Source organism: Pseudomonas sp. ANT_J28 (assembly GCF_008370005.1).
Lineage (GTDB): Bacteria > Pseudomonadota > Gammaproteobacteria > Pseudomonadales > Pseudomonadaceae > Aquipseudomonas > Aquipseudomonas frigoris.
Genome location: NZ_VOBM01000002.1, coordinates 160,674 through 178,483, shown reverse-complemented (window position 1 = coordinate 178,483; position 17,810 = coordinate 160,674). Strand labels below are relative to the sequence as shown.

The following is a 17,810-nucleotide window of genomic DNA, read 5'->3' as shown; positions in this document are numbered from 1 at the left end:
ATATGGCGGTCAAAGCAGCAAAAATCAGCGTCTACGCCTGGGAAGGCACAGACCGCAAAGGCACCAGGATGACAGGCGAATTGAGCGGTCAGAATCCGGCGTTGATCAAGGCCCAATTGCGCAAGCAGGGCATCAACCCCGGCAAGGTACGCAAAAAGTCCACCTCGATTTTCAACCTGGGCAAGCGCATCAAGGCCCAGGACATTGCCCTGTTCACCCGGCAGATGGCGACCATGATGAAGGCCGGCGTACCGCTGTTGCAGTCCTTCGACATCATCGGTGAAGGCTTCGATAACCCGGCCATGCGCACACTGGTTGACGAGGTGAAACAGGAAGTCGCGGCGGGTAACAGCTTCGCCGCTTCCCTGCGCAAAAAGCCTCAGTATTTCGATGAGCTCTACTGCAACCTGGTCGATGCCGGCGAGCAGGCCGGTGCCCTCGATACCTTGTTGGAGAGAGTGGCAACCTATAAGGAAAAGAGCGAAAGCCTCAAGGCCAAAATCAAGAAAGCCATGACCTACCCACTGGCGGTGGTGTTTGTCGCGATCATTGTGACCGGGATTCTGCTGATTAAAGTGGTGCCGCAGTTCGAATCGGTATTCAAAGGGTTTGGCGCCGAATTGCCAGCCTTCACGGTGATGGTCATCGGCCTGTCGGAATTCATGCAGGACTGGTGGTGGGTGATGCTCGGCGTGCTGATCGCGACCATCTTCGGTGTGCGCCACGCGTTTAAAACGTCGCAAGCCTTTCGGGACCGAATGGACACCTGGTTGCTGAAACTGCCGCTGATTGGCACGCTGATGTACAAGTCCGCCGTGGCCCGTTACGCCCGCACGCTGTCGACTACCTTTGCGGCAGGTGTGCCACTGGTGGAAGCCCTGGATTCGGTGGCCGGCGCTACCGGCAACATCGTGTTCAAGCGCGCGGTGCTGCGCATCAAGCAGGAGGTATCCACTGGCATGCAACTGAACTTCTCCATGCGCGCCTCCGGTATCTTTCCGAATATGGCGATCCAGATGACCGCCATTGGCGAAGAGTCCGGCGCACTGGACGATATGCTCGACAAGGTCGCGAGCTTCTATGAGGACGAAGTGGACAACATGGTCGATAACCTCACCAGCCTGATGGAGCCGTTCATCATGGTGGTGCTGGGTGTTATCGTCGGTGGCCTGGTGGTTGCGATGTACCTGCCCATCTTCCAACTCGGCTCAGCGATCTGACATGCCCTTGAACGACATTCTGACCCTCCACCCGTTGACCTTCGTGATCGCAGCGATGTTGGTCGGCCTGCTGATTGGCAGCTTTCTCAACGTGGTGGTCTGGCGCCTGCCAAAAATGCTTGACCGCGAATGGCGTGAGGACGCTCGTGACGTATTGGGCTTGCCAGGTGAAACACCGCTGCCGACCTTCAACCTGATGCTGCCCCATTCCCAGTGCCCACATTGCGGCCATCGAATCCGTGCCTGGGAAAACATTCCGGTACTCAGTTATCTGTTTTTACGGGGTCGATGCTCGAACTGCACGACAGCCATCAGCAAACGCTACCCGCTGACCGAACTGGCCTGCGGCCTGCTCTCGGCGTTCATTGCCTGGCATTTCGGTTTCGGCTGGCAGGCCTGCATGGCGCTGGTCCTGAGCTGGGGGTTGCTGACAATGAGCCTGATCGACGCCGAGCACCAACTGCTGCCGGATGCGCTGGTGCTGCCGCTGATATGGCTGGGGCTGATCGTCAGCAGCTTCGGGCTCTTCGCGTCCTTGCATGAAGCATTGTGGGGCGCGGTGGCCGGCTATATGGCGTTGTGGTCGGTGTTCTGGCTGTTCAAGCTGATCACCGGCAAGGACGGCATGGGCCACGGTGATTTCAAGCTGTTAGCGATGTTCGGCGCCTGGGGCGGCTGGCAGGTCCTGCCACTGACCATCCTGTTATCGTCGATGGTGGGCGCGGTTGTCGGCGTGATTTTGCTGCGTTTGCGCCACGCGAAAACCTCCACGCCGATCCCCTTCGGACCCTTTCTGGCAATTGCCGGCTGGATTGCCTTGCTCTGGGGTGGTCAAATAACCGACTTCTATTGGCAGTTTGTCGGTTTGAAATGAATACCCCTGTGGAAAAACCCTGGATTCTCGGTCTGACCGGCGGCATCGGCAGCGGCAAAAGCGCGGCTGCCCAGCACTTCATCGACCTGGGCGTGCACGTGGTGGACGCTGATCATGCGGCGCGTTGGGTGGTGGAACCGGGGCGCCCGGCGCTGGCCAGTATCGCCGAACACTTCGGCCCCGGCGTATTGCAAGCCGACGGACAGCTGGATCGCGCGGCGTTGCGCAAACTGATCTTCGAAGTACCGGAGGAACGCCGCTGGCTCGAAGCGTTGCTGCATCCGCTGATCGCCAACGAAATCGCCGATCATCTGGCCAAGGCACAATCGCCTTACGCGATTCTGGTTTCGCCGCTGCTGATCGAGTCCGGGCAGTACGCCATGACCCAACGGGTTCTGGTGATCGATGCCCCGGAACAACTACAGATCGAGCGCACCCTGCAGCGTGACCAGACCAGCGAGCAACAGGTCCAGGCGATCCTCAAGGCCCAGTCCAGCCGACAGGACCGCGTGAGCCACGCCGACGATGTGGTGGTCAATGACCGCGACCTCGCCTGGCTGCACAGCGAGGTCGAACGCCTGCATCACTTTTACCTTACTTTGCGTGGAGGCCAGTCATGAGCCAGACCCCAACCGTCAATTGCCCAACCTGTGGCGCCCCTGTCGAATGGGTCGCCAGCAACATCAACCGGCCGTTCTGCTCGGATCGCTGCAAATTGATCGACCTCGGGGCATGGGCCTCGGAAGAACACAAGATTCCGGTCAGCCCGGATGCTGAAGACGACCTGTTCAGCGAAGACTTCGAGCCGCGTCACTGATCTTCAAGGCCGCATAAAACCGTAGTCCTGGCTGTCATCGAGGTTTTCCGCAAGAAAGCGCAACTCATCGGCCAGGTCTTCGGCGCTGCGCACCGCCTTGCTCTGTTGCACCACTGCACTGAGCAAGGCGCGCAGGCTCAACCCCGGATCAAACCCCACTTCCTGCGCCCCATCCAGACTCTGACGCAACTCCTGCCTTGCCCATTCATAGACACTCATTTCGATGCTCCTCAAGGTTTTCCAGAGCATGGATTCGTGAACGATTTTTGCCTTTGATGTGGATCAAGATTTTGGATCGTCGTCTTTCCAGGGTGCCGAAAGGTAGCGCGTGCGATTGAACGTCTCCAGCCACTCGGGGCAAAACACCACCAGCGCGCTGACCACCATGCCGTTGATGAATGCTTCCGGGAAAATCAGCAGCCACAGATAACCGACAAAATCTTCCAGCCAATACGGCATGGCAAAACGTTCGTCGAACCACAGCAACCACAGCGCCAGCAGCAGGCACAGCAACGCCGACAGCGCTGCAGCAAAGAAACCGGACACGAAGATATACACAAAGGGATTACGCGGCTGCTTTCGCTCCACCAGGATGGCGCAGCATTCGGTGACCAACACCGGCAGCAGAATCAGCAACGCCCCGTTGACCCCCATCGCCGCCAGATCTTGCCGGCCGAGCAGCACTAATCCCGCTTGCGCGACCAACCCGCCGACAATCGCCAGCGGCCAGTCGAGCAACAGGGTCACGGCGGTCATGCCGATAAAGTGGTAGGACACGCCGGTGTCGAAGTCTTGTCGCACCAGCCAGAGCATGAACAACGCGAACACCGTGCCGAACAACAGATGCTGGCGGCGACTGTCGCTGAACAGTTCGACCCACGGTGCTCGACAGACTGCCCAGATCATCACCGGCACGTAAATCAGCCAACCCACTGTGAGGCTTTGCGATGACAGCAGTTCGGCACCGATCATGGGCGAACCTTCTCCGGCGCCTGGGGCCATATAAGCGCAAGACTGAACAACAATACTGTTCTATATTTCACGCTTTTCTCCCCTAGTGACTGCCCTTAGTTTACACCGGCGATTCTGACTGCCCGTGTCGTACTTCTACACTGACCTGCTGGGGTTCGGGGGGAAAGGAAGAAGTTACACAAATTTACGAGTCAGAATAAAAAGCCGATCGCTACGGCGCGACGCTAACAAGACAGGCGTTATTTATGTCCTTTGCGGTACTGCGGCTTATCGGTTTCATCCTGGGTACTTTTCTGATCACGTTGGCCGTGAGCATGGCGATACCAATGCTCACACTAGTGATCTATGAACGCAAAGAAGATATGTCGGCGTTTCTTTGGGCGAGCCTGATCACATTGGTGTTCGGGCTTCTGTTGATTAACAAGGGGCGCCCTGATAACGCTCAATTGCGTCCCCGCGACATGTATATGCTGACGACCGCCAGTTGGGTAATCGTCTGTATGTTCGCCGCGTTACCCATGGTTCTTATCCAGAACATGAGCTACACCGACGCGTTTTTTGAAACGATGTCCGGCATCACCACCACGGGATCGACCATTCTGACGGGGCTCGACACTGCTTCTGTGGGATTGCTGATCTGGCGATCAATGCTGCACTGGCTGGGCGGAATCGGCTTCATCGGTATGGCCGTGGCCATTCTGCCGCTATTGCGAGTCGGGGGGATGCGGCTGTTTCAGACCGAATCATCCGATTGGTCGGAGAAAGTCACACCACGCTCCCACGTCGCCGCCAAATATATTCTGGGGCTGTATATCGGCCTTACTGGTCTCTCCACGCTAGCCTTATGGATGGCAGGGATGACGCCGTTCGAAGCAGTCAACCATGCGATGTCGTTGATTTCCACGGGAGGATTTTCCACCTCCGATGCTTCTCTGGCGCACTGGACGCAACCGACCATTCATTGGGTGGCGGTGGTTATCATGATTCTGGGCAGCCTGCCTTTTACGCTGTACGTGAGCCTGTTGCGCGGAAATCGACGGGCCTTGCTCAAAGATCACCAGGTACGCGGGTTCATTGGCTTTTTACTCATTACCTGGCTGCTGCTCGGTAGCTGGTTGTGCTTGCATAGCGAGTACGGCTGGTGGGAGGCGGTTCGGATCGTGGCGGTCAACGTGACCTCGGTGGTCACGACGACGGGCGTCGCGCTGGGGGATTACACGTTATGGGGCAGTTTCTCCGTGTTGCTGTTCTTTTATCTGACCTTTGTCGGCGGCTGCTCCGGCTCCACCGCCGGCGGTCTTAAAATCTTCCGTTTTCAAGTAGCTGGCGCACTGCTGATGAGCAGTCTGAAACAATTAATCCACCCTCGAGCCGTTATCCGGAAACAATACAACAATCACCCCATCGACGAAGATATCGCCCGCTCGCTTCTGACGTTCTCATTCTTTTTCACCATCACCATCGGGGCGATCGCCATGGGGTTGGCCCTCATCGGCCTGGACTGGACGACCGCATTGAGTGGCGCGGCCACTGCCGTCTGTAACGTGGGGCCAGGCCTTGGTTCGATTATTGGCCCGGCAGGTAACTTCTCGACACTCCCCGATGCCGCTAAATGGCTGCTGACCGTTGGCATGCTGCTGGGAAGGCTGGAAATCCTCACTGTTCTAGTGCTGTTCATACCGGTTTTCTGGAAATACTAGTCCCAGCGAACAATGGTGATTTATTGCCTAGACTCCTCTTGTCCACCGTGCCAACGCGTTTCAGACATGAACGGCACGAAACTAAAACAAGGGGAATATCTAAATGCTCAAATCATTGTGGAACGCAATCGTCTGCGCACTTGCGCTGGGCGCGTCGAGCCTGGCACTGGCGGCTGATCCAATCGTTATCAAGTTTTCCCATGTAGTTGCCGAACAAACGCCTAAAGGCCAAGGCGCCCTGCTGTTCAAAAAAATTGTCGAAGAACGTCTGCCGGGCAAAGTCACGGTAGAGGTTTATCCAAACTCTTCGCTGTTTGGTGATGGCAAGGAAATGGAGGCGCTGCTGTCAGGCGATGTGCAGATCATTGCGCCGTCGCTGGCCAAGTTCGAACAATACACACCCAAGTTGCAGTTATTCGATCTGCCGTTCCTGTTCGACAATATTTCAGCAGTCGACCGCTTCCAGCGAAGCCCTGAAGGTCAGGGACTTCTCAAGGCCATGGAAAGCAAGAACATCACCGGCCTTGCCTATTGGCATAACGGCATGAAGCAGCTGTCCGCCAACAAGGCGCTGCGTGAACCGGGCGATGCCCGCGGTTTGAAATTCCGCGTACAGGCCTCGGCCGTACTCGAAGAGCAATTCAAGGCGGTACGCGCCAACCCTCGCAAGATGAGCTTCGCCGAGGTGTATCAGGGCTTGCAGACTGGCGTCGTCAATGGTGCGGAAAACCCTTACTCGAACATCTACAGCCAGAAAATGCACGAAGTGCAGAAGTTCATCACTGAATCCGACCATGGCTTGCTCGACTACATGCTGATCACCAACACCAAGTTCTGGACTGGCCTGCCACCGGATATAAAAACCGAACTGGACAAGATCATCGTCGAGGTCACCACTCAGGTGAACAAAGATGCAGAGAAACTGAACCAGGATGCCAAACAGAACATCATCAACGCCAAAACCACTGAAATCATCACGCTGACCCCAGAGCAACGTGGCGAGTGGCGCGAAGCAATGAAACCGGTCTGGAAGAAGTTTGAAGGTGATATCGGTGCCGACCTGATCAGTGCCGCCGAAGCTGCCAACCAGGCTCAGTAATCTGCCGGCGGGCGCCACCCGAAAGGGCGGCCCCTGTTTCATAGTCGTCACTCGATCGGGAGATGCCACCCATGAATGCCTTACGGCGCATTTGGGATCACTTCGAAGAAGGTTTTATCGTCTTCCTGCTGGCGGCAATGACGCTGGTAACGTTCGTTTACGTAATCCTTAACAACCTCTACACCGTTTTCTACAGCCTCGCCGAGCATTGGCAAGGCGCCAGTGAACCCTTGTTCGCTATTGGCGACAGCGTCATGGGGATGGCTCAGGCCATGACGTGGAGCATATCCCTGACCAAAGCCTTGTTCGCCTGGTTGATCTTTTTTGGTTTGTCCTATGGCGTGCGCACGGCTGGGCATATCGGTGTCGATGCGTTGGTGAAGCTGGCCAGCAAACCGGTTCAGCGGATTATTGGCGTCATTGCCTGCCTCTGCAGTCTGGCCTATGCGGGCCTGCTCAGCGTCGCCAGTTTCGAATGGATTCAGACGTTGTTCATCGCCGGTATCGGCGCCGAGGATCTCGGTCGTTACGGCATCATGCAATGGCACATCGGGCTGATCGTACCCGTGGGTTTTGCCCTGGTGTTCATCCGCTTTGCCGAAATTCTGGTGCGTATTCTGCAAAACCGTCAAACCGGCCTGGGCCTGGCCGATGAGGCCGCGGAGGCGATGAAACTGACCGAACATAAGGATGACAAGAAATGACCATTTTGTTCCTCTTCCTTGCCTTGTTCGTGCTGATGCTTATCGGCGTACCGATCGCCATTTCCCTTGGCCTGGCCGGTTCGCTGACGATCATCTTTTTCAGCCCTGACTCCGTGCGTTCACTGGCCATCAAGCTGTTCGAAACATCCGAGCACTACACGTTGCTGGCCATCCCGTTCTTTCTGTTGGCCGGGGCCTTCATGACCACGGGCGGCGTGGCGCGACGCTTGATTGACTTTGCCAACGCTTGCGTTGGCCATATCCGCGGCGGCCTGGCCATTGCAGCCGTACTGGCGTGCATGCTGTTCGCCGCGCTGTCCGGCTCAAGCCCCGCAACGGTAGCCGCCGTGGGCTCCATCGCCATCGCGGGGATGGTCCGCTCCGGTTATCCACAGGCGTTCGGTGCCGGTATTGTGTGCAATGCCGGCACGCTGGGCATTCTTATTCCTCCTTCCATCGTGATGGTGGTGTATGCCGCGGCAACAGAAACATCGGTCGGCAAGCTGTTTATGGCCGGGGTGGTGCCAGGCCTCCTGCTCGGTACGGTGCTGATGGTGGCCATCTACATCGTCGCCGTCAGGAAAAACCTACCCTCCATGCCACGAGCGACCGTTCGTGAATGGTTGAGTGCGGCACGCAAGGCCATTTGGGGCCTGTTGCTCATGGTCATCATCCTCGGCGGCATCTACACCGGGATGTTCACGCCGACCGAGGCGGCGGCCGTGGCGGCGGTCTACGCGGCATTCGTTGCGCTGTTCGTCTACAAGGACATGACATTTCGTGAAACACCCAGGGTACTGCTGGAATCCGCCAAGCTGAGCATCATGCTGATGTTTATCATCGCCAATGCCATGCTCTTCGCCCATGTACTGACCACCGAGCAACTACCCCAACAAATCACCGCCTGGGTCATCGGCGCGGGCCTGACACCGGTAACATTCTTGCTCGTGGTGAACATCGTGTTGTTGGTGGCTGGCGCGTTCATGGAACCCTCGGCAATCATCCTGATCCTGGCGCCGATCATGTTCCCGATCGCCATGAAGTTGGGAATCGATCCGATTCATTTGGGGATCATCATGGTGGTGAACCTGGAGATCGGTTTGATTACGCCGCCCGTAGGTCTGAACCTGTTCGTCACCTCGGCGGTGACTGGCATGTCACTGACCGCCACCATCCGTGCAGCAATGCCATGGCTGATTCTGTTGATTCTGTTCCTGATATTGATCACCTACGTACCGTGGATTTCGCTGGTGCTGCCGAACTGGCTGGGGATGACGTAACCGGGATGAGCAGCTCCGGGCCGTCAGGCCCAATGCCGTGGATCGTTCATCACCGCCTCGTGTTCAGCGAATAGCTTGGGTAATTCGGCCTTGAGAAAATCCACCCAGGTCCGGACCTTGGCATCGAGAAAACGCCGCGACGGGTACACCGCATACACATTGCGTTCACGAGGGCGCCAGGCCGGCAGCAAGCGCAACAAGGTGCCATCGCTCAAGGGGCGCGTCGCGGTATAGAACGGAATCAGACTGATCCCCATGCCGGATTCCGACGCCTTGACCATCGACTCGGCGACGTTGCATTGAAAGGTCCTGGCCGGGCTGACGGTATACTCGCCCTCTTCGTCCCGGAACACCCATTCATCGCTGTACAACGGGTCGAGCATGCGCAGGCACTGATGATCGTTCAGCGCCATCGGTGTGTGCGGCACGCCATGCCGTTGCAGGTAGTGCGGGGAGGCGCAGGGCACGCTGTAAATCTGTCCGATCGCGTGGGCGACCAATTGCGAATCGGCCAGTTCATGGGCAATCGAAATCACCACATCGTGCCCTTCCTCCAGTGGATCGGGATTACGCTGCGACAGCGTCAGCTCGAACACCACATCGGGGTAAAGCTCGCTGTAACGGGCGATCAATGGCGTGATCAATACGCCCAGGCCATTCATGCTGTGAACCCGAAGCCGTCCACTCGGTTTGAGATGGGCGCCACGGGCCTCTGCCGTTGCCACCTCCATTTCTTCGAGTATTTGCCGACTGCGCACCAAAAAGCGTTCACCGGCCTCGGTCAGGCTCAATCGCCGCGTGGTGCGTTGCAGCAAGCGCGCTTGCACATGCTGCTCCAGATCGGCCACCAGTCGCGACACTTGCGCGGTCGACAGGTCCAGCGCATCGGCGGCGGCGGTAAAACTTGCGCAGTCCACCACACGGACGAACACCCGCAAGTTATTGAGCAGATCCATAAGCCCTCCAGGGGCGGTGACTGTTACGTTTCATGTAAGTTTGCATCAGGCGCGGGCCCCTTTATCGGTCGTGGGCAAAGACTAGAATTCAGGTATCGGAATCAACACGGAGCACGGAAAAATGAAAACCCTGATCAGCCTGTTTCTGACCGTTGTCGCCACCTCGGCCATGGCCGCCGGCAACGAACCTGCCGCTACCTCGTACAACCCGGCACAGCGGCTGGACATCTCCGAAGTGGTTTCAGTGTCGAACACCGCGACCGCCTGCGGGGTTGTGCCTGCGACCATGGAGTATGTCGATCATCAAGGCCAGACTCATCGCGTGACGTACGAGGTCATGGGTGATTGCACGAGCAACCTGTAATCACTGGCACTGCACGACTCACACGATCATTCGTTTCGCCTGCAAGGCCAGATCATGCAGGCCGGCCAGGCGCGCCATGATGCGTTCGACCACCTCGACCCTGGCAACCGCACCGCTTTGCAGTTCGCCCATCGAGTGCAGGGCCACTCCGGCCTTTTCCAGGCCCAGACGTGTAGAGCCGGACAACTGCTGAAGACCTTGGCGTGCCTGTTCAGCGGACTGTTCCAGCCCCGTAGCGATTTGCCGGATCTGCGCACTGGAGTCCGCCGCCTGACGCGAGAGATTGCGCACCTCATCGGCCACAACCGCAAACCCTCGGCCATGGCTGCCTGCCCTCGCCGCCTCAATGGCTGCGTTCAACGCCAACAGGTTGGTCTGACGGGAAATGTCCTGGATGCTGCCGACAATCGCGCCGATGCGCATCGACTGACGGCCGAGCTCGTCGAACACTTGATCCAGACGCTGCATGTAGAGGTTCAGATCTTCCAGCACACTGGCCGAAGCCTGCATGCTCAGCGCACTCGCCTTCACCCGTTCACCTGCCGTACGCGCCAGTTGATTGGCAAAGCGCATGTCTTCCTCGGTTTGCAGCACGGACTCGGTCAATTGTTCCAGGGTGACCTGCAAGCCGATTTTGTGCGATGGCTGTTCTTTTTCAAGGTTCATAGCAGCGTCCATGTGTAACTGAGGATCAGGCGGTTTTCGTCGATATCACTGCGGTAGTTGGAGCGAGCCATCGCGTTGCGCACGCGGATCCCAAGGCCTTTGAGACTGCCGCTCTGCAGCACATAGCCGAGGTCAAGATCACGCTCGCGGTCCTTGCCCTCGAACCCTTTGCCGGTATCGACATTGTTGCCGGTGATGTAGCGCACGGTACTGGTCAGCCCCGGCACACCGAGGGCGGAGAAATCGTAGTCGTAACGCGCCTGCCAGGAGCGCTCATCGGTGTAGGCGAACTCGTAGGTCGGCACCTCGTTACCCAGAGGGCTGATGTTGGCAAACACTCGCGGGAAGGCGCTGTCGCCGAACATGCCCTGATAGCCGACATAAAACGTGTGGCCTCCGCGCTTGGCCGACAGCAAGGAGAAAAACGCCTGGTTGTCGATATTGCCCAGCAGCTTTTTGCCGTCTTCGCGCGAATCGTAATAGCCAAGGTTCGCGCCCAAGGTCCAGTTGCCCAACGGCTCGCTGTGCTTGAGGCCGAGAAAACGCTGGTTGTAGATATCTTCCAGTTGCCCGAACCAGGCGCTGACCGAGCTGCGTTTATCATTGAAGGAGTAATCGGCGCCGGCAAAGTTGAAACCATCACTGCTGACCTGACGCTGCGGTACATGACCGAGCATGGCTTGCATCTTTTCGTCGCCGGCCTCGTTGCGCAGGCTGGTGGAACTCAAGTGGCCACCTTGTAAGGTCAGGCCATTGATCTCGTTTGAGCTGATGCTCGCACCCTGATAGCTGGGCGGCAGCAAACGGATATCGCTGAAGGCCAGCACCGGCAGGTTGGGTTGCAGCTCACCCACCTTCAGTTCGGTTTTGGAGACGCGCACCTTCAACGCGCCTTCCAGACGGCTGTAATCATTCGCCGCGCGCCCATCACCCTGCACCGGCAGCAAACCGGTATTGACTCGGTGCGGGCTGCTGTCGAGTTTGAGGCCGAGCAGGCCAATGACATCCACACCAAAACCGACGGGGCCTTGGGTGTAACCGGATTTGACGTTGAGGATGAAGCCCTGCGCCCACTCTTCAGCCTTCGACTGTTGGTTAGCCCCGACGATGTCGGAGAAGTCCCGGCTGAAATAGTAGTTGCGTGCTTGCAAGGTGGCCGTGGTGTCTTCAATGAAGCCACTCTCGGCCGCCATCGCACCGGCGGAGAAACTCGAGACGACCGCCATGGACAACACTGAACCGGTTGTTGGAAGAATCTGTTTCATTGTTTTATCTCTTATTTTTATTGATCGACAGGTTGAAGTGCTTCAGCCGCAGCGGATTCGCGGCGGGGAACGGGACGACGGGCGTTTAACAACACGTGGGTGACCATGCCGAAAATCAGCCCCCAAAAAGCGGCGGACAAACCCAACAACGACATGCCCGACGCGGTGGTCAGAAAGGTCACCAGCGCGGCTTCGCGATCACTCGGCACGGCCATTGCGCCAGCCAACGCCCCGGCAATCGCAGCAAACAGCGCCAGCCCGGCCAGGGCTGAGATCAGTTCTTTGGGGAACGCCGAAAACAGTGAAACCAGGGTGGCGCCGAAGATCCCCAGCACCAGGTAACACAGCCCGCCCACAACGCCGGCCACATAGCGTTTGCCGGGATCTTCATGGGCCTCGCGCCCGGTACAAATGGCCGCGGTGATGGCTGCCAGGTTCAGCCCATGGCAACCAAACGGCGCCAACAGCACCGTGCCCACCGCACTGCTGGCGATGATCGGGCCGGCCGGTGTTGCGTAACCGCTGGCGCGCAGCACCGCCATGCCGGGAACGAACTGGCCGGTTAGCGCCACCATCACCAGCGGCAAGGCGATATTCAGGGTCGCGCTCAGGCTGAACGCGGGCGTGATCCACACCGGCGTGGCCAATCCGATCACCAACGCCTCGCTGTGCAAATCACCGGCGAGAAAAGCCATCGAGCAGCCCACCAGCAGCACCATCAACACCGCATACCGCGGCATCAGCCGTTTGCAGATCAGGTACGTGACGAACATCGCCAGCACCAGCAGCGGCTTGCCCTGTAACGAGACGAATAAGCCGGTGCCGAAGCTGAACAGAATCCCCGCCAGCATCGCTGCCGCAATGGCCGCCGGCAGTTTGCTGATGATCCGGTCAAACGCTCCCGACACCCCGACCAGAAAAATAATCAGGCTGCTGACCATATAAGCACCCACCGCCTCCGGCAGGGAGATCCCCGGCAATAGCGCCACCAGCAACGCCGAGCCCGGCGCCGACCACGCGATGATCACCGGGACGCGGTAACGCAGGCTCAGACCAATGCCGAGCACGGCGCTGCCGATGGAAATCGCCCAGACCCACGACGACAGCACTTCCCGCGAGAGGTGTGCGGTCTCGGCGGCCTGAAAGATGATCACCAACGGGCCTGCGTAGGAAATCACCGTGGCGATAAATCCGGCGACTGCCGCCGACAGGGAAAAGTCCCGGGCTAACGCTCTCATGAAACGTCGCCAACAGCCCCGTCGGGCGAACCGTGGCGCAGGCCCGACAGCGCTTGTTTAGCACTGCGCCGACTGCTGATGGCGAACACGGTCATGGCAATCGCGGCCACCGCACCGGGCAAAGCAAAGGCCATGAAGTTCAGTTGCAGCGGCAGGCTGATCCCGAGTAACGCACCGCCCAGCAGCGGTCCGACGATGGCACCGTTGCGCCCGATGCCCGAGGCCCAGCCCAAACCGGTGGAGCGAATGGTCATGGAGTAGAACTGCGCGGCGCAGGCGTACAACAGGATCTGCGAGCCGATGGTGGTGGCGCCGGCGATGGCGATCAGCAAGTACAACAGCGGCATCGGGCTGTTGAATCCCAGCAAGGTGATCGACACGGCAGCCACGGCGAAGAACACCGCCAACACCCGCGGCAGGTTGAGTTTGTCTCCCAGCACACCGCCACCGACCGCGCCGAAAATGGCACCGAAGTTGAGCACCAGCAGGAACGACAGACTCGACCCCAGGCTGTAACCGGCGTTGGCCATCAGTTTCGGCAGCCAGGAACTCAAGGCGTAGACCATCAGCAAGCAGCAGAAAAACGCCAGCCACAACATCAGCGTGCGCAGCGCACGACCTTCGCGAAACAGTTGCAACACCGGGGTGCCGGTGCCCTTCACTTCGCTCATATGCAGCTGATCGCTGGTCTGTGCGACGTAAGTCGGGTCAATCCGTTCCAGGATATTGCGCGCCTCTTCATTGCGCCCCTGGCGCAGCATGAAACCCACCGACTCGGGCAGGAAGTACATGATCAACGGCAACAACAGCAACGGCAGCACCGCCACGTAAAACACCGATTGCCAGCCAAAACTCGGGATCAGCACGATACCGAGCCCCGCCGAGAGCATGCCGCCCACCGAATAGCCGCTGAACATGATCGCCACCAGCGTGCTGCGGATTTTCTTCGGCGCATACTCGTTCATCAGCGCCACAACGTTGGGCATCACACCGCCAATGCCCAGGCCAGCAATGAACCGGCAGAGGCCAAACTCGGTGGGGTTGCGGGCAAAACCATTGAGCACGGTAAAACCACTGAACAGCATCACGCAGATCGTGATGGCTTTTTTGCGGCCGATCTTGTCCGACAGCGGGCCGAAGAACAGCGCGCCGAACATCATCCCGAATAGCGCATAACTGCCCAGTGCGCCCGCTTGCAAGGGACTGAGCCCCCACTCTTTCATCAGTATCGGCAGCACCACGCCGTAGATCACCAAATCGTAACCGTCGAAAATGACGATCAGGGCACACCAGAACAGCACCATCCAGTGGAAGCGGTTGAATCGTGCGTTGTCGATAACCTCATGTACGTTGATCTTGCGCATGGCATCTATCTCTTGTTGTTGTTTTTAGAGCGTCGGTAAAGCGGCTTACGTCCGTACAGCCGAGGGTAGAGAGGTCGGGCACGAGGAAATATCCGCTTTGCGCAGATTGCTATCCGTTTTGTGCAATGCCCTGAACCGGGCGCTGAATGAGGATTGTGGCGGGAGGGGCGCGATGAAGATCGGGCAGACTTTGACCCTCTCCGACAAATTGTCTTTTTTGCGATCACATTTGAACGCTAAGCTTGGGCTTATGGATGACTCAGATTATTTACGCCTGCTGACCATCGCGGCCGAGCAAGCCAACGCGTTCCTGTCCAATGCCCGCAAATGGGAGCGTGAGCGTTGGGTCTGTCAGCGCCTGCTGCAAGGCCTGAACATTCCCTATCGCGCCGACGAATTCGCCCCGGCCGGGGAGCCACCGGACGTGCTGTTTCGTGACGCCAGTTTCGAAGTGTTTTTCGTGCTCGATGAAGGCCGACGCCTCAACGACGAATGGCGCGATGAGCTGCAACGCCGGCGCAGCGCGTTTTCCCTGAGTTCGCTGGTGCGCCGCGAGGCCAAGCCCCGGCGCATTCCGGCCAATGAATTCTTGCTGAGGCTGGCGCCGACCTTGCGCAAAAAAGCCCACAACTACAAAGAACGCGGGATGGACCTGGGCGAACTGGACATCATTGCCTTCGCCAGCCTCAAGCGCGAAGTGCTGGACCTCAACAGCCATTTCCCGCCGCCCACCGAATACTTGCGCCAGGGCTGGCGCTCGTTGTCGCTGGTCGGCCCGACCTTCGCCCGTGTGCTGTTCGCGCACCCGGATGCGCCGGACTTCCTGCGCAGCAACCTGGGTCGCAGCATTGTTTTCGACGTCGGGATCAGCCTGTGAGTCCATTGCAAGAGCTAATTGCCGAAGTGCCGCAAACGGGTCGTGTTCGCTGGATCGGCGTGCGGCCGCAGTCACGTTCTCAGATGATCGAACTCGATGCCGTGGAGGCGCGGCTTGAAGCCGGTTTGACCGGTGATCACGCCCGTCCCGGCGTACGCAATGCGCGGCAAGTAACGCTGATGCAATGGGAGCATCTGGCGGTGATCAATTCACTGATGGGCCGCCCGGCGGATCAACCGGTGTCAGCGCATGATTTGCGGCGCAACATCGTCGTCAGCGGCATCAATCTCTTCAGTCTCAAGGGTCGGCGCTTCAGGATTGGCCAGGCGATTTTCGAAACCACCGGCTGGTGCCAACCCTGCGCCCGCCTCGAGAACAACCTAGGCCCCGGGACGTTTCAGGCCGTTCGCGGACATGGCGGAATTACCGCACGGGTGTTACAAAGTGGAATCATTCGCCTGGACGATACGGTGAGCGTCGAGCCTGTACCGGACAGCGGCTATGCTCCGTTCAACGTTCGTTAAATCAGCCTGTAGCTTCTACACATTCAGCAACGTCTACCTGACGAGGCCTTTATGACCAGCCGCCTGAACCCCGACGACCAGAAGCATGTCGAAGAGTATCTGCAACTGTCCCAGCACCAAGTCGAGCGCCGGCCTTTCCGGCCGTGGATGCTCCTGGTGGTGGTGTTGGCAGTGACCATTGGTTTAGGCCTGTTGAGCCGACTTATCAGTTACCTGACGCTATGAGCAGCATCGCGCTCGCTCGGGTAATCGCACCGATTTCTTTTAGCCTTGCGAGATATCCCCATGACTCATCGTATTGTTATCGTTGGCGGCGGCGCCGGCGGTCTGGAGTTGGCTACCCGTCTGGGTAAGACTCTGGGCAAGCGCGGCACGGCCAGTGTGATGCTGGTCGACGCGAACCTGACCCACATCTGGAAACCGCTGTTGCACGAAGTGGCGGCAGGTTCCCTGAACTCGTCCGAAGACGAACTCAACTATGTTGCCCAGGCAAAATGGAACCACTTCGAGTTCCAGCTGGGGCGCATGAGCGGGCTTGATAGCGCACAGAAGAAAATCCAGCTGGCCGCCACCTACGACGAAGCCGGCATTGAACTGGTCCCGGCGCGCGAAGTGGGTTATGACTCGCTGGTGATCGCGGTCGGCAGCACCACCAACGATTTCGGGACTCAGGGCGCGGCGCAACACTGCCTGTTCCTCGACACCCGCAAACAGGCCGAGCGCTTTCACCAGCAATTGCTCAACCACTACCTGCGCGCCCATGCCGGGCAAACCGACAAGGTCGAGCAGATCAGCGTCGCCATCGTCGGTGCCGGTGCGACGGGCGTTGAGCTGGCCGCCGAATTGCACAATGCTGCGCATGAATTGGCCGCCTACGGTCTTGACCGGATCAAACCGGAAAACATGCACATCACGCTGATCGAAGCCGGGCCACGGGTGCTGCCAGCGTTGCCGGAACGTATCGGCGGGCCTGTGCATAAAACCCTGGAGAAACTCGGGGTCAACGTCATGACCAATGCCGCCGTCAGTGAAGTGACGGCCGACAGCCTGATTACCGCCGATGGCAAAGTCATCAACGCCAGCCTGAAAGTCTGGGCGGCCGGGATTCGTGCACCGGGTTTCCTCAAGGACATCGATGGCCTGGAGACAAACCGGATCAATCAGCTGCAAGTGCTGCCGACCCTGCAAACCACCCGCGACGAGAACATCTTCGCCTTCGGTGACTGCGCGGCCTGCCCGCAGCCGGGCACCGATCGCAATGTACCGCCACGCGCCCAGGCTGCGCATCAGCAAGCTTCGTTGCTGGCCAAATCGCTGAAACTGCGGATCGAAGGCAAACCTCTGCCTGCGTACAAATACACCGACTACGGCTCGCTGATCTCGCTGTCGCGTTTTTCGGCTGTGGGTAACTTGATGGGCAACCTCACCGGCAGCGTGATGTTGGAAGGCTGGCTGGCGCGGATGTTTTACGTGTCGCTGTATCGCATGCACCAGATGGCGCTGTATGGCGCGTTTCGTACGGCGATGCTGATGCTGGGCAGCAAGATCGGGCGCGGGACTGAGCCGCGGCTGAAGCTGCACTGATACAAAAACCTGTGGGAGCGAGCTTGCTCGCGATGGCGGCGTGTCAGGCGACATTGATGTCGACTGTACGGACGCTATCGCGAGCAAGCTCGCTCCCACATTTGTTAGCCAGTGCCTTGCAGATCTGTGTCTCACTGTATCTCCCCCCGCAGTTTCACCCCTTCGCTTACAAACTCCCCCCTTACGCGACACAGTAGCGATACACCACGCCCGCTAAATGGCCACACCCGAGCAAGGCACCCCGCCAGCTACGGTTATCGCCGCACTTACGTGGCGTCCTTTATCGAACGGTTGTGTCGTGCAACC

At 58.6% G+C, this 17,810-nt stretch carries 20 protein-coding genes; 13 read left to right on the top strand and 7 right to left on the bottom strand.

Annotation, left to right across the window (positions count from 1 at the left end):
- Positions 1-2: 2 nt before the first annotated feature.
- From FQ187_RS01925 to yacG, 4 genes are read left to right on the top strand one after another with little or no spacing between them, the layout of a single operon-like run.
- Positions 3-1,220 (top strand): type II secretion system F family protein, encoded by a 1,218-nt coding sequence (locus tag FQ187_RS01925; protein WP_149628197.1) that lies wholly within the window; start codon positions 3-5, stop codon positions 1,218-1,220.
- Between the two features lies 1 nt (position 1,221).
- Positions 1,222-2,094, top strand: coding sequence for an A24 family peptidase (locus tag FQ187_RS01920; protein WP_149628196.1), 873 nt, complete (start codon positions 1,222-1,224; stop codon positions 2,092-2,094).
- Positions 2,091-2,714, top strand: a complete 624-nt coding sequence (gene coaE, locus FQ187_RS01915) for a dephospho-CoA kinase (RefSeq protein WP_149628195.1) — start codon at positions 2,091-2,093, stop codon at positions 2,712-2,714. The genes FQ187_RS01920 and coaE overlap by 4 nt, the downstream gene beginning before the upstream one ends.
- Positions 2,711-2,911, top strand: a complete 201-nt coding sequence (gene yacG, locus FQ187_RS01910) for a DNA gyrase inhibitor YacG (protein WP_149628194.1) — start codon at positions 2,711-2,713, stop codon at positions 2,909-2,911. Before coaE ends, yacG begins: the two co-directional genes overlap by 4 nt.
- A gap of 3 nt (positions 2,912-2,914) precedes the next feature.
- Here yacG and FQ187_RS01905 read toward each other — a convergent pair whose 3' ends face one another.
- Both FQ187_RS01905 and FQ187_RS01900 read right to left on the bottom strand, forming a co-directional pair.
- Positions 2,915-3,130, bottom strand: a complete 216-nt coding sequence (locus tag FQ187_RS01905; protein ID WP_033054332.1) for a hypothetical protein — start codon at positions 3,128-3,130, stop codon at positions 2,915-2,917.
- A 63-nt stretch (positions 3,131-3,193) separates the two neighbouring features.
- The gene (locus tag FQ187_RS01900) at positions 3,194-3,883 is read right to left on the bottom strand and encodes an energy-coupling factor ABC transporter permease (protein WP_149628193.1); all 690 of its coding nucleotides are present in this window, start codon (positions 3,881-3,883) and stop codon (positions 3,194-3,196) included.
- Between the two features lie 245 nt (positions 3,884-4,128).
- Between FQ187_RS01900 and FQ187_RS01895 the strand changes: the two genes are divergently transcribed.
- The 4 genes from FQ187_RS01895 to dctM all read left to right on the top strand — a co-directional run bounded on the left by FQ187_RS01895 (position 4,129) and on the right by dctM (position 8,666).
- Positions 4,129-5,583 carry a TrkH family potassium uptake protein gene (locus tag FQ187_RS01895; RefSeq protein ID WP_149628192.1) on the top strand — a complete coding sequence of 485 codons (1,455 nt, stop codon included), beginning with the start codon at positions 4,129-4,131 and terminating at the stop codon, positions 5,581-5,583.
- 103 nt (positions 5,584-5,686) lie between these two features.
- Positions 5,687-6,682, top strand: coding sequence for a C4-dicarboxylate TRAP substrate-binding protein DctP (gene dctP, locus FQ187_RS01890; protein ID WP_149628191.1), 996 nt, complete (start codon positions 5,687-5,689; stop codon positions 6,680-6,682).
- 71 nt (positions 6,683-6,753) lie between these two features.
- A complete protein-coding gene (locus tag FQ187_RS01885; RefSeq protein WP_149628190.1) occupies positions 6,754-7,386 on the top strand; it encodes a TRAP transporter small permease in 633 nt (210 codons plus the stop codon).
- Entirely contained in the window at positions 7,383-8,666 is a 1,284-nt protein-coding gene (dctM, locus tag FQ187_RS01880) for a C4-dicarboxylate TRAP transporter large permease protein DctM (RefSeq protein ID WP_149628189.1), read from the top strand. The genes FQ187_RS01885 and dctM overlap by 4 nt, the downstream gene beginning before the upstream one ends.
- A gap of 23 nt (positions 8,667-8,689) precedes the next feature.
- On the opposite strand, the gene FQ187_RS01875 is transcribed toward dctM, so the two are convergent.
- Positions 8,690-9,622: a LysR family transcriptional regulator gene (locus FQ187_RS01875; RefSeq protein WP_149628188.1), complete on the bottom strand. Its 933-nt coding sequence runs from the start codon at positions 9,620-9,622 to the stop codon at positions 8,690-8,692.
- Positions 9,623-9,743: 121 nt separating this feature from the next.
- Here FQ187_RS01875 and FQ187_RS01870 point away from each other — a divergent pair, with 121 nt between their 5' ends.
- Entirely contained in the window at positions 9,744-9,986 is a 243-nt protein-coding gene (locus FQ187_RS01870) for a DUF2790 domain-containing protein (RefSeq protein ID WP_149628187.1), read from the top strand.
- 18 nt (positions 9,987-10,004) lie between these two features.
- Here the strand turns inward: FQ187_RS01870 and FQ187_RS01865 are convergent, their stop codons facing one another.
- From FQ187_RS01865 to FQ187_RS01850, 4 genes are all read right to left on the bottom strand, one after another.
- Positions 10,005-10,454, bottom strand: a complete 450-nt coding sequence (locus FQ187_RS01865) for a methyl-accepting chemotaxis protein (RefSeq protein WP_371925496.1) — start codon at positions 10,452-10,454, stop codon at positions 10,005-10,007.
- A gap of 194 nt (positions 10,455-10,648) precedes the next feature.
- Positions 10,649-11,917: an OprD family porin gene (locus tag FQ187_RS01860; protein WP_149628185.1), complete on the bottom strand. Its 1,269-nt coding sequence runs from the start codon at positions 11,915-11,917 to the stop codon at positions 10,649-10,651.
- 17 nt (positions 11,918-11,934) lie between these two features.
- Positions 11,935-13,155: a benzoate/H(+) symporter BenE family transporter gene (locus FQ187_RS01855; RefSeq protein WP_149628184.1), complete on the bottom strand. Its 1,221-nt coding sequence runs from the start codon at positions 13,153-13,155 to the stop codon at positions 11,935-11,937.
- Positions 13,152-14,519: an aromatic acid/H+ symport family MFS transporter gene (locus FQ187_RS01850; RefSeq protein ID WP_149628183.1), complete on the bottom strand. Its 1,368-nt coding sequence runs from the start codon at positions 14,517-14,519 to the stop codon at positions 13,152-13,154. Before FQ187_RS01850 ends, FQ187_RS01855 begins: the two co-directional genes overlap by 4 nt.
- A 250-nt stretch (positions 14,520-14,769) precedes the next feature.
- On the opposite strand from FQ187_RS01850, the gene FQ187_RS01845 reads away from it, so the two are divergent.
- The 4 genes from FQ187_RS01845 to FQ187_RS01830 are packed head-to-tail and all read left to right on the top strand — an operon-like array spanning position 14,770 to position 17,504.
- Positions 14,770-15,396, top strand: a complete 627-nt coding sequence (locus tag FQ187_RS01845; protein ID WP_008154887.1) for a DUF1780 domain-containing protein — start codon at positions 14,770-14,772, stop codon at positions 15,394-15,396.
- Entirely contained in the window at positions 15,393-15,920 is a 528-nt protein-coding gene (locus FQ187_RS01840) for an MOSC domain-containing protein (RefSeq protein ID WP_149628182.1), read from the top strand. Before FQ187_RS01845 ends, FQ187_RS01840 begins: the two co-directional genes overlap by 4 nt.
- Before the next feature lie 51 nt (positions 15,921-15,971).
- Positions 15,972-16,145, top strand: a complete 174-nt coding sequence (locus tag FQ187_RS01835) for a DUF3094 domain-containing protein (RefSeq protein ID WP_008154890.1) — start codon at positions 15,972-15,974, stop codon at positions 16,143-16,145.
- 60 nt (positions 16,146-16,205) lie between these two features.
- Positions 16,206-17,504 (top strand): NAD(P)/FAD-dependent oxidoreductase, encoded by a 1,299-nt coding sequence (locus FQ187_RS01830; RefSeq protein WP_149628181.1) that lies wholly within the window; start codon positions 16,206-16,208, stop codon positions 17,502-17,504.
- The last annotated feature ends 306 nt before the right edge of the window (positions 17,505-17,810 follow it).

What these genes read in the sequence shown, in the direction of transcription:
- FQ187_RS01905 (WP_033054332.1), bottom strand. Translation starts at nt 3,130, where the DNA reads ATGAGTGTCTATGAATGGGCAAGGCAGGAGTTGCGTCAGAGTCTGGAT.
- FQ187_RS01865 (WP_371925496.1), bottom strand. Translation starts at nt 10,454, where the DNA reads ATGCAGCGTCTGGATCAAGTGTTCGACGAGCTCGGCCGTCAGTCGATG.
- dctM (WP_149628189.1), top strand. Translation starts at nt 7,383, where the DNA reads ATGACCATTTTGTTCCTCTTCCTTGCCTTGTTCGTGCTGATGCTTATC.
- FQ187_RS01925 (WP_149628197.1), top strand. Translation starts at nt 3, where the DNA reads ATGGCGGTCAAAGCAGCAAAAATCAGCGTCTACGCCTGGGAAGGCACA.
- FQ187_RS01855 (WP_149628184.1), bottom strand. Translation starts at nt 13,155, where the DNA reads ATGAGAGCGTTAGCCCGGGACTTTTCCCTGTCGGCGGCAGTCGCCGGA.
- FQ187_RS01845 (WP_008154887.1), top strand. Translation starts at nt 14,770, where the DNA reads ATGGATGACTCAGATTATTTACGCCTGCTGACCATCGCGGCCGAGCAA.
- FQ187_RS01885 (WP_149628190.1), top strand. Translation starts at nt 6,754, where the DNA reads ATGAATGCCTTACGGCGCATTTGGGATCACTTCGAAGAAGGTTTTATC.
- FQ187_RS01920 (WP_149628196.1), top strand. Translation starts at nt 1,222, where the DNA reads ATGCCCTTGAACGACATTCTGACCCTCCACCCGTTGACCTTCGTGATC.
- coaE (WP_149628195.1), top strand. Translation starts at nt 2,091, where the DNA reads ATGAATACCCCTGTGGAAAAACCCTGGATTCTCGGTCTGACCGGCGGC.
- FQ187_RS01835 (WP_008154890.1), top strand. Translation starts at nt 15,972, where the DNA reads ATGACCAGCCGCCTGAACCCCGACGACCAGAAGCATGTCGAAGAGTAT.
- FQ187_RS01900 (WP_149628193.1), bottom strand. Translation starts at nt 3,883, where the DNA reads ATGATCGGTGCCGAACTGCTGTCATCGCAAAGCCTCACAGTGGGTTGG.
- FQ187_RS01870 (WP_149628187.1), top strand. Translation starts at nt 9,744, where the DNA reads ATGAAAACCCTGATCAGCCTGTTTCTGACCGTTGTCGCCACCTCGGCC.
- FQ187_RS01860 (WP_149628185.1), bottom strand. Translation starts at nt 11,917, where the DNA reads ATGAAACAGATTCTTCCAACAACCGGTTCAGTGTTGTCCATGGCGGTC.
- FQ187_RS01830 (WP_149628181.1), top strand. Translation starts at nt 16,206, where the DNA reads ATGACTCATCGTATTGTTATCGTTGGCGGCGGCGCCGGCGGTCTGGAG.
- yacG (WP_149628194.1), top strand. Translation starts at nt 2,711, where the DNA reads ATGAGCCAGACCCCAACCGTCAATTGCCCAACCTGTGGCGCCCCTGTC.
- FQ187_RS01895 (WP_149628192.1), top strand. Translation starts at nt 4,129, where the DNA reads ATGTCCTTTGCGGTACTGCGGCTTATCGGTTTCATCCTGGGTACTTTT.
- FQ187_RS01875 (WP_149628188.1), bottom strand. Translation starts at nt 9,622, where the DNA reads ATGGATCTGCTCAATAACTTGCGGGTGTTCGTCCGTGTGGTGGACTGC.
- dctP (WP_149628191.1), top strand. Translation starts at nt 5,687, where the DNA reads ATGCTCAAATCATTGTGGAACGCAATCGTCTGCGCACTTGCGCTGGGC.
- FQ187_RS01850 (WP_149628183.1), bottom strand. Translation starts at nt 14,519, where the DNA reads ATGCGCAAGATCAACGTACATGAGGTTATCGACAACGCACGATTCAAC.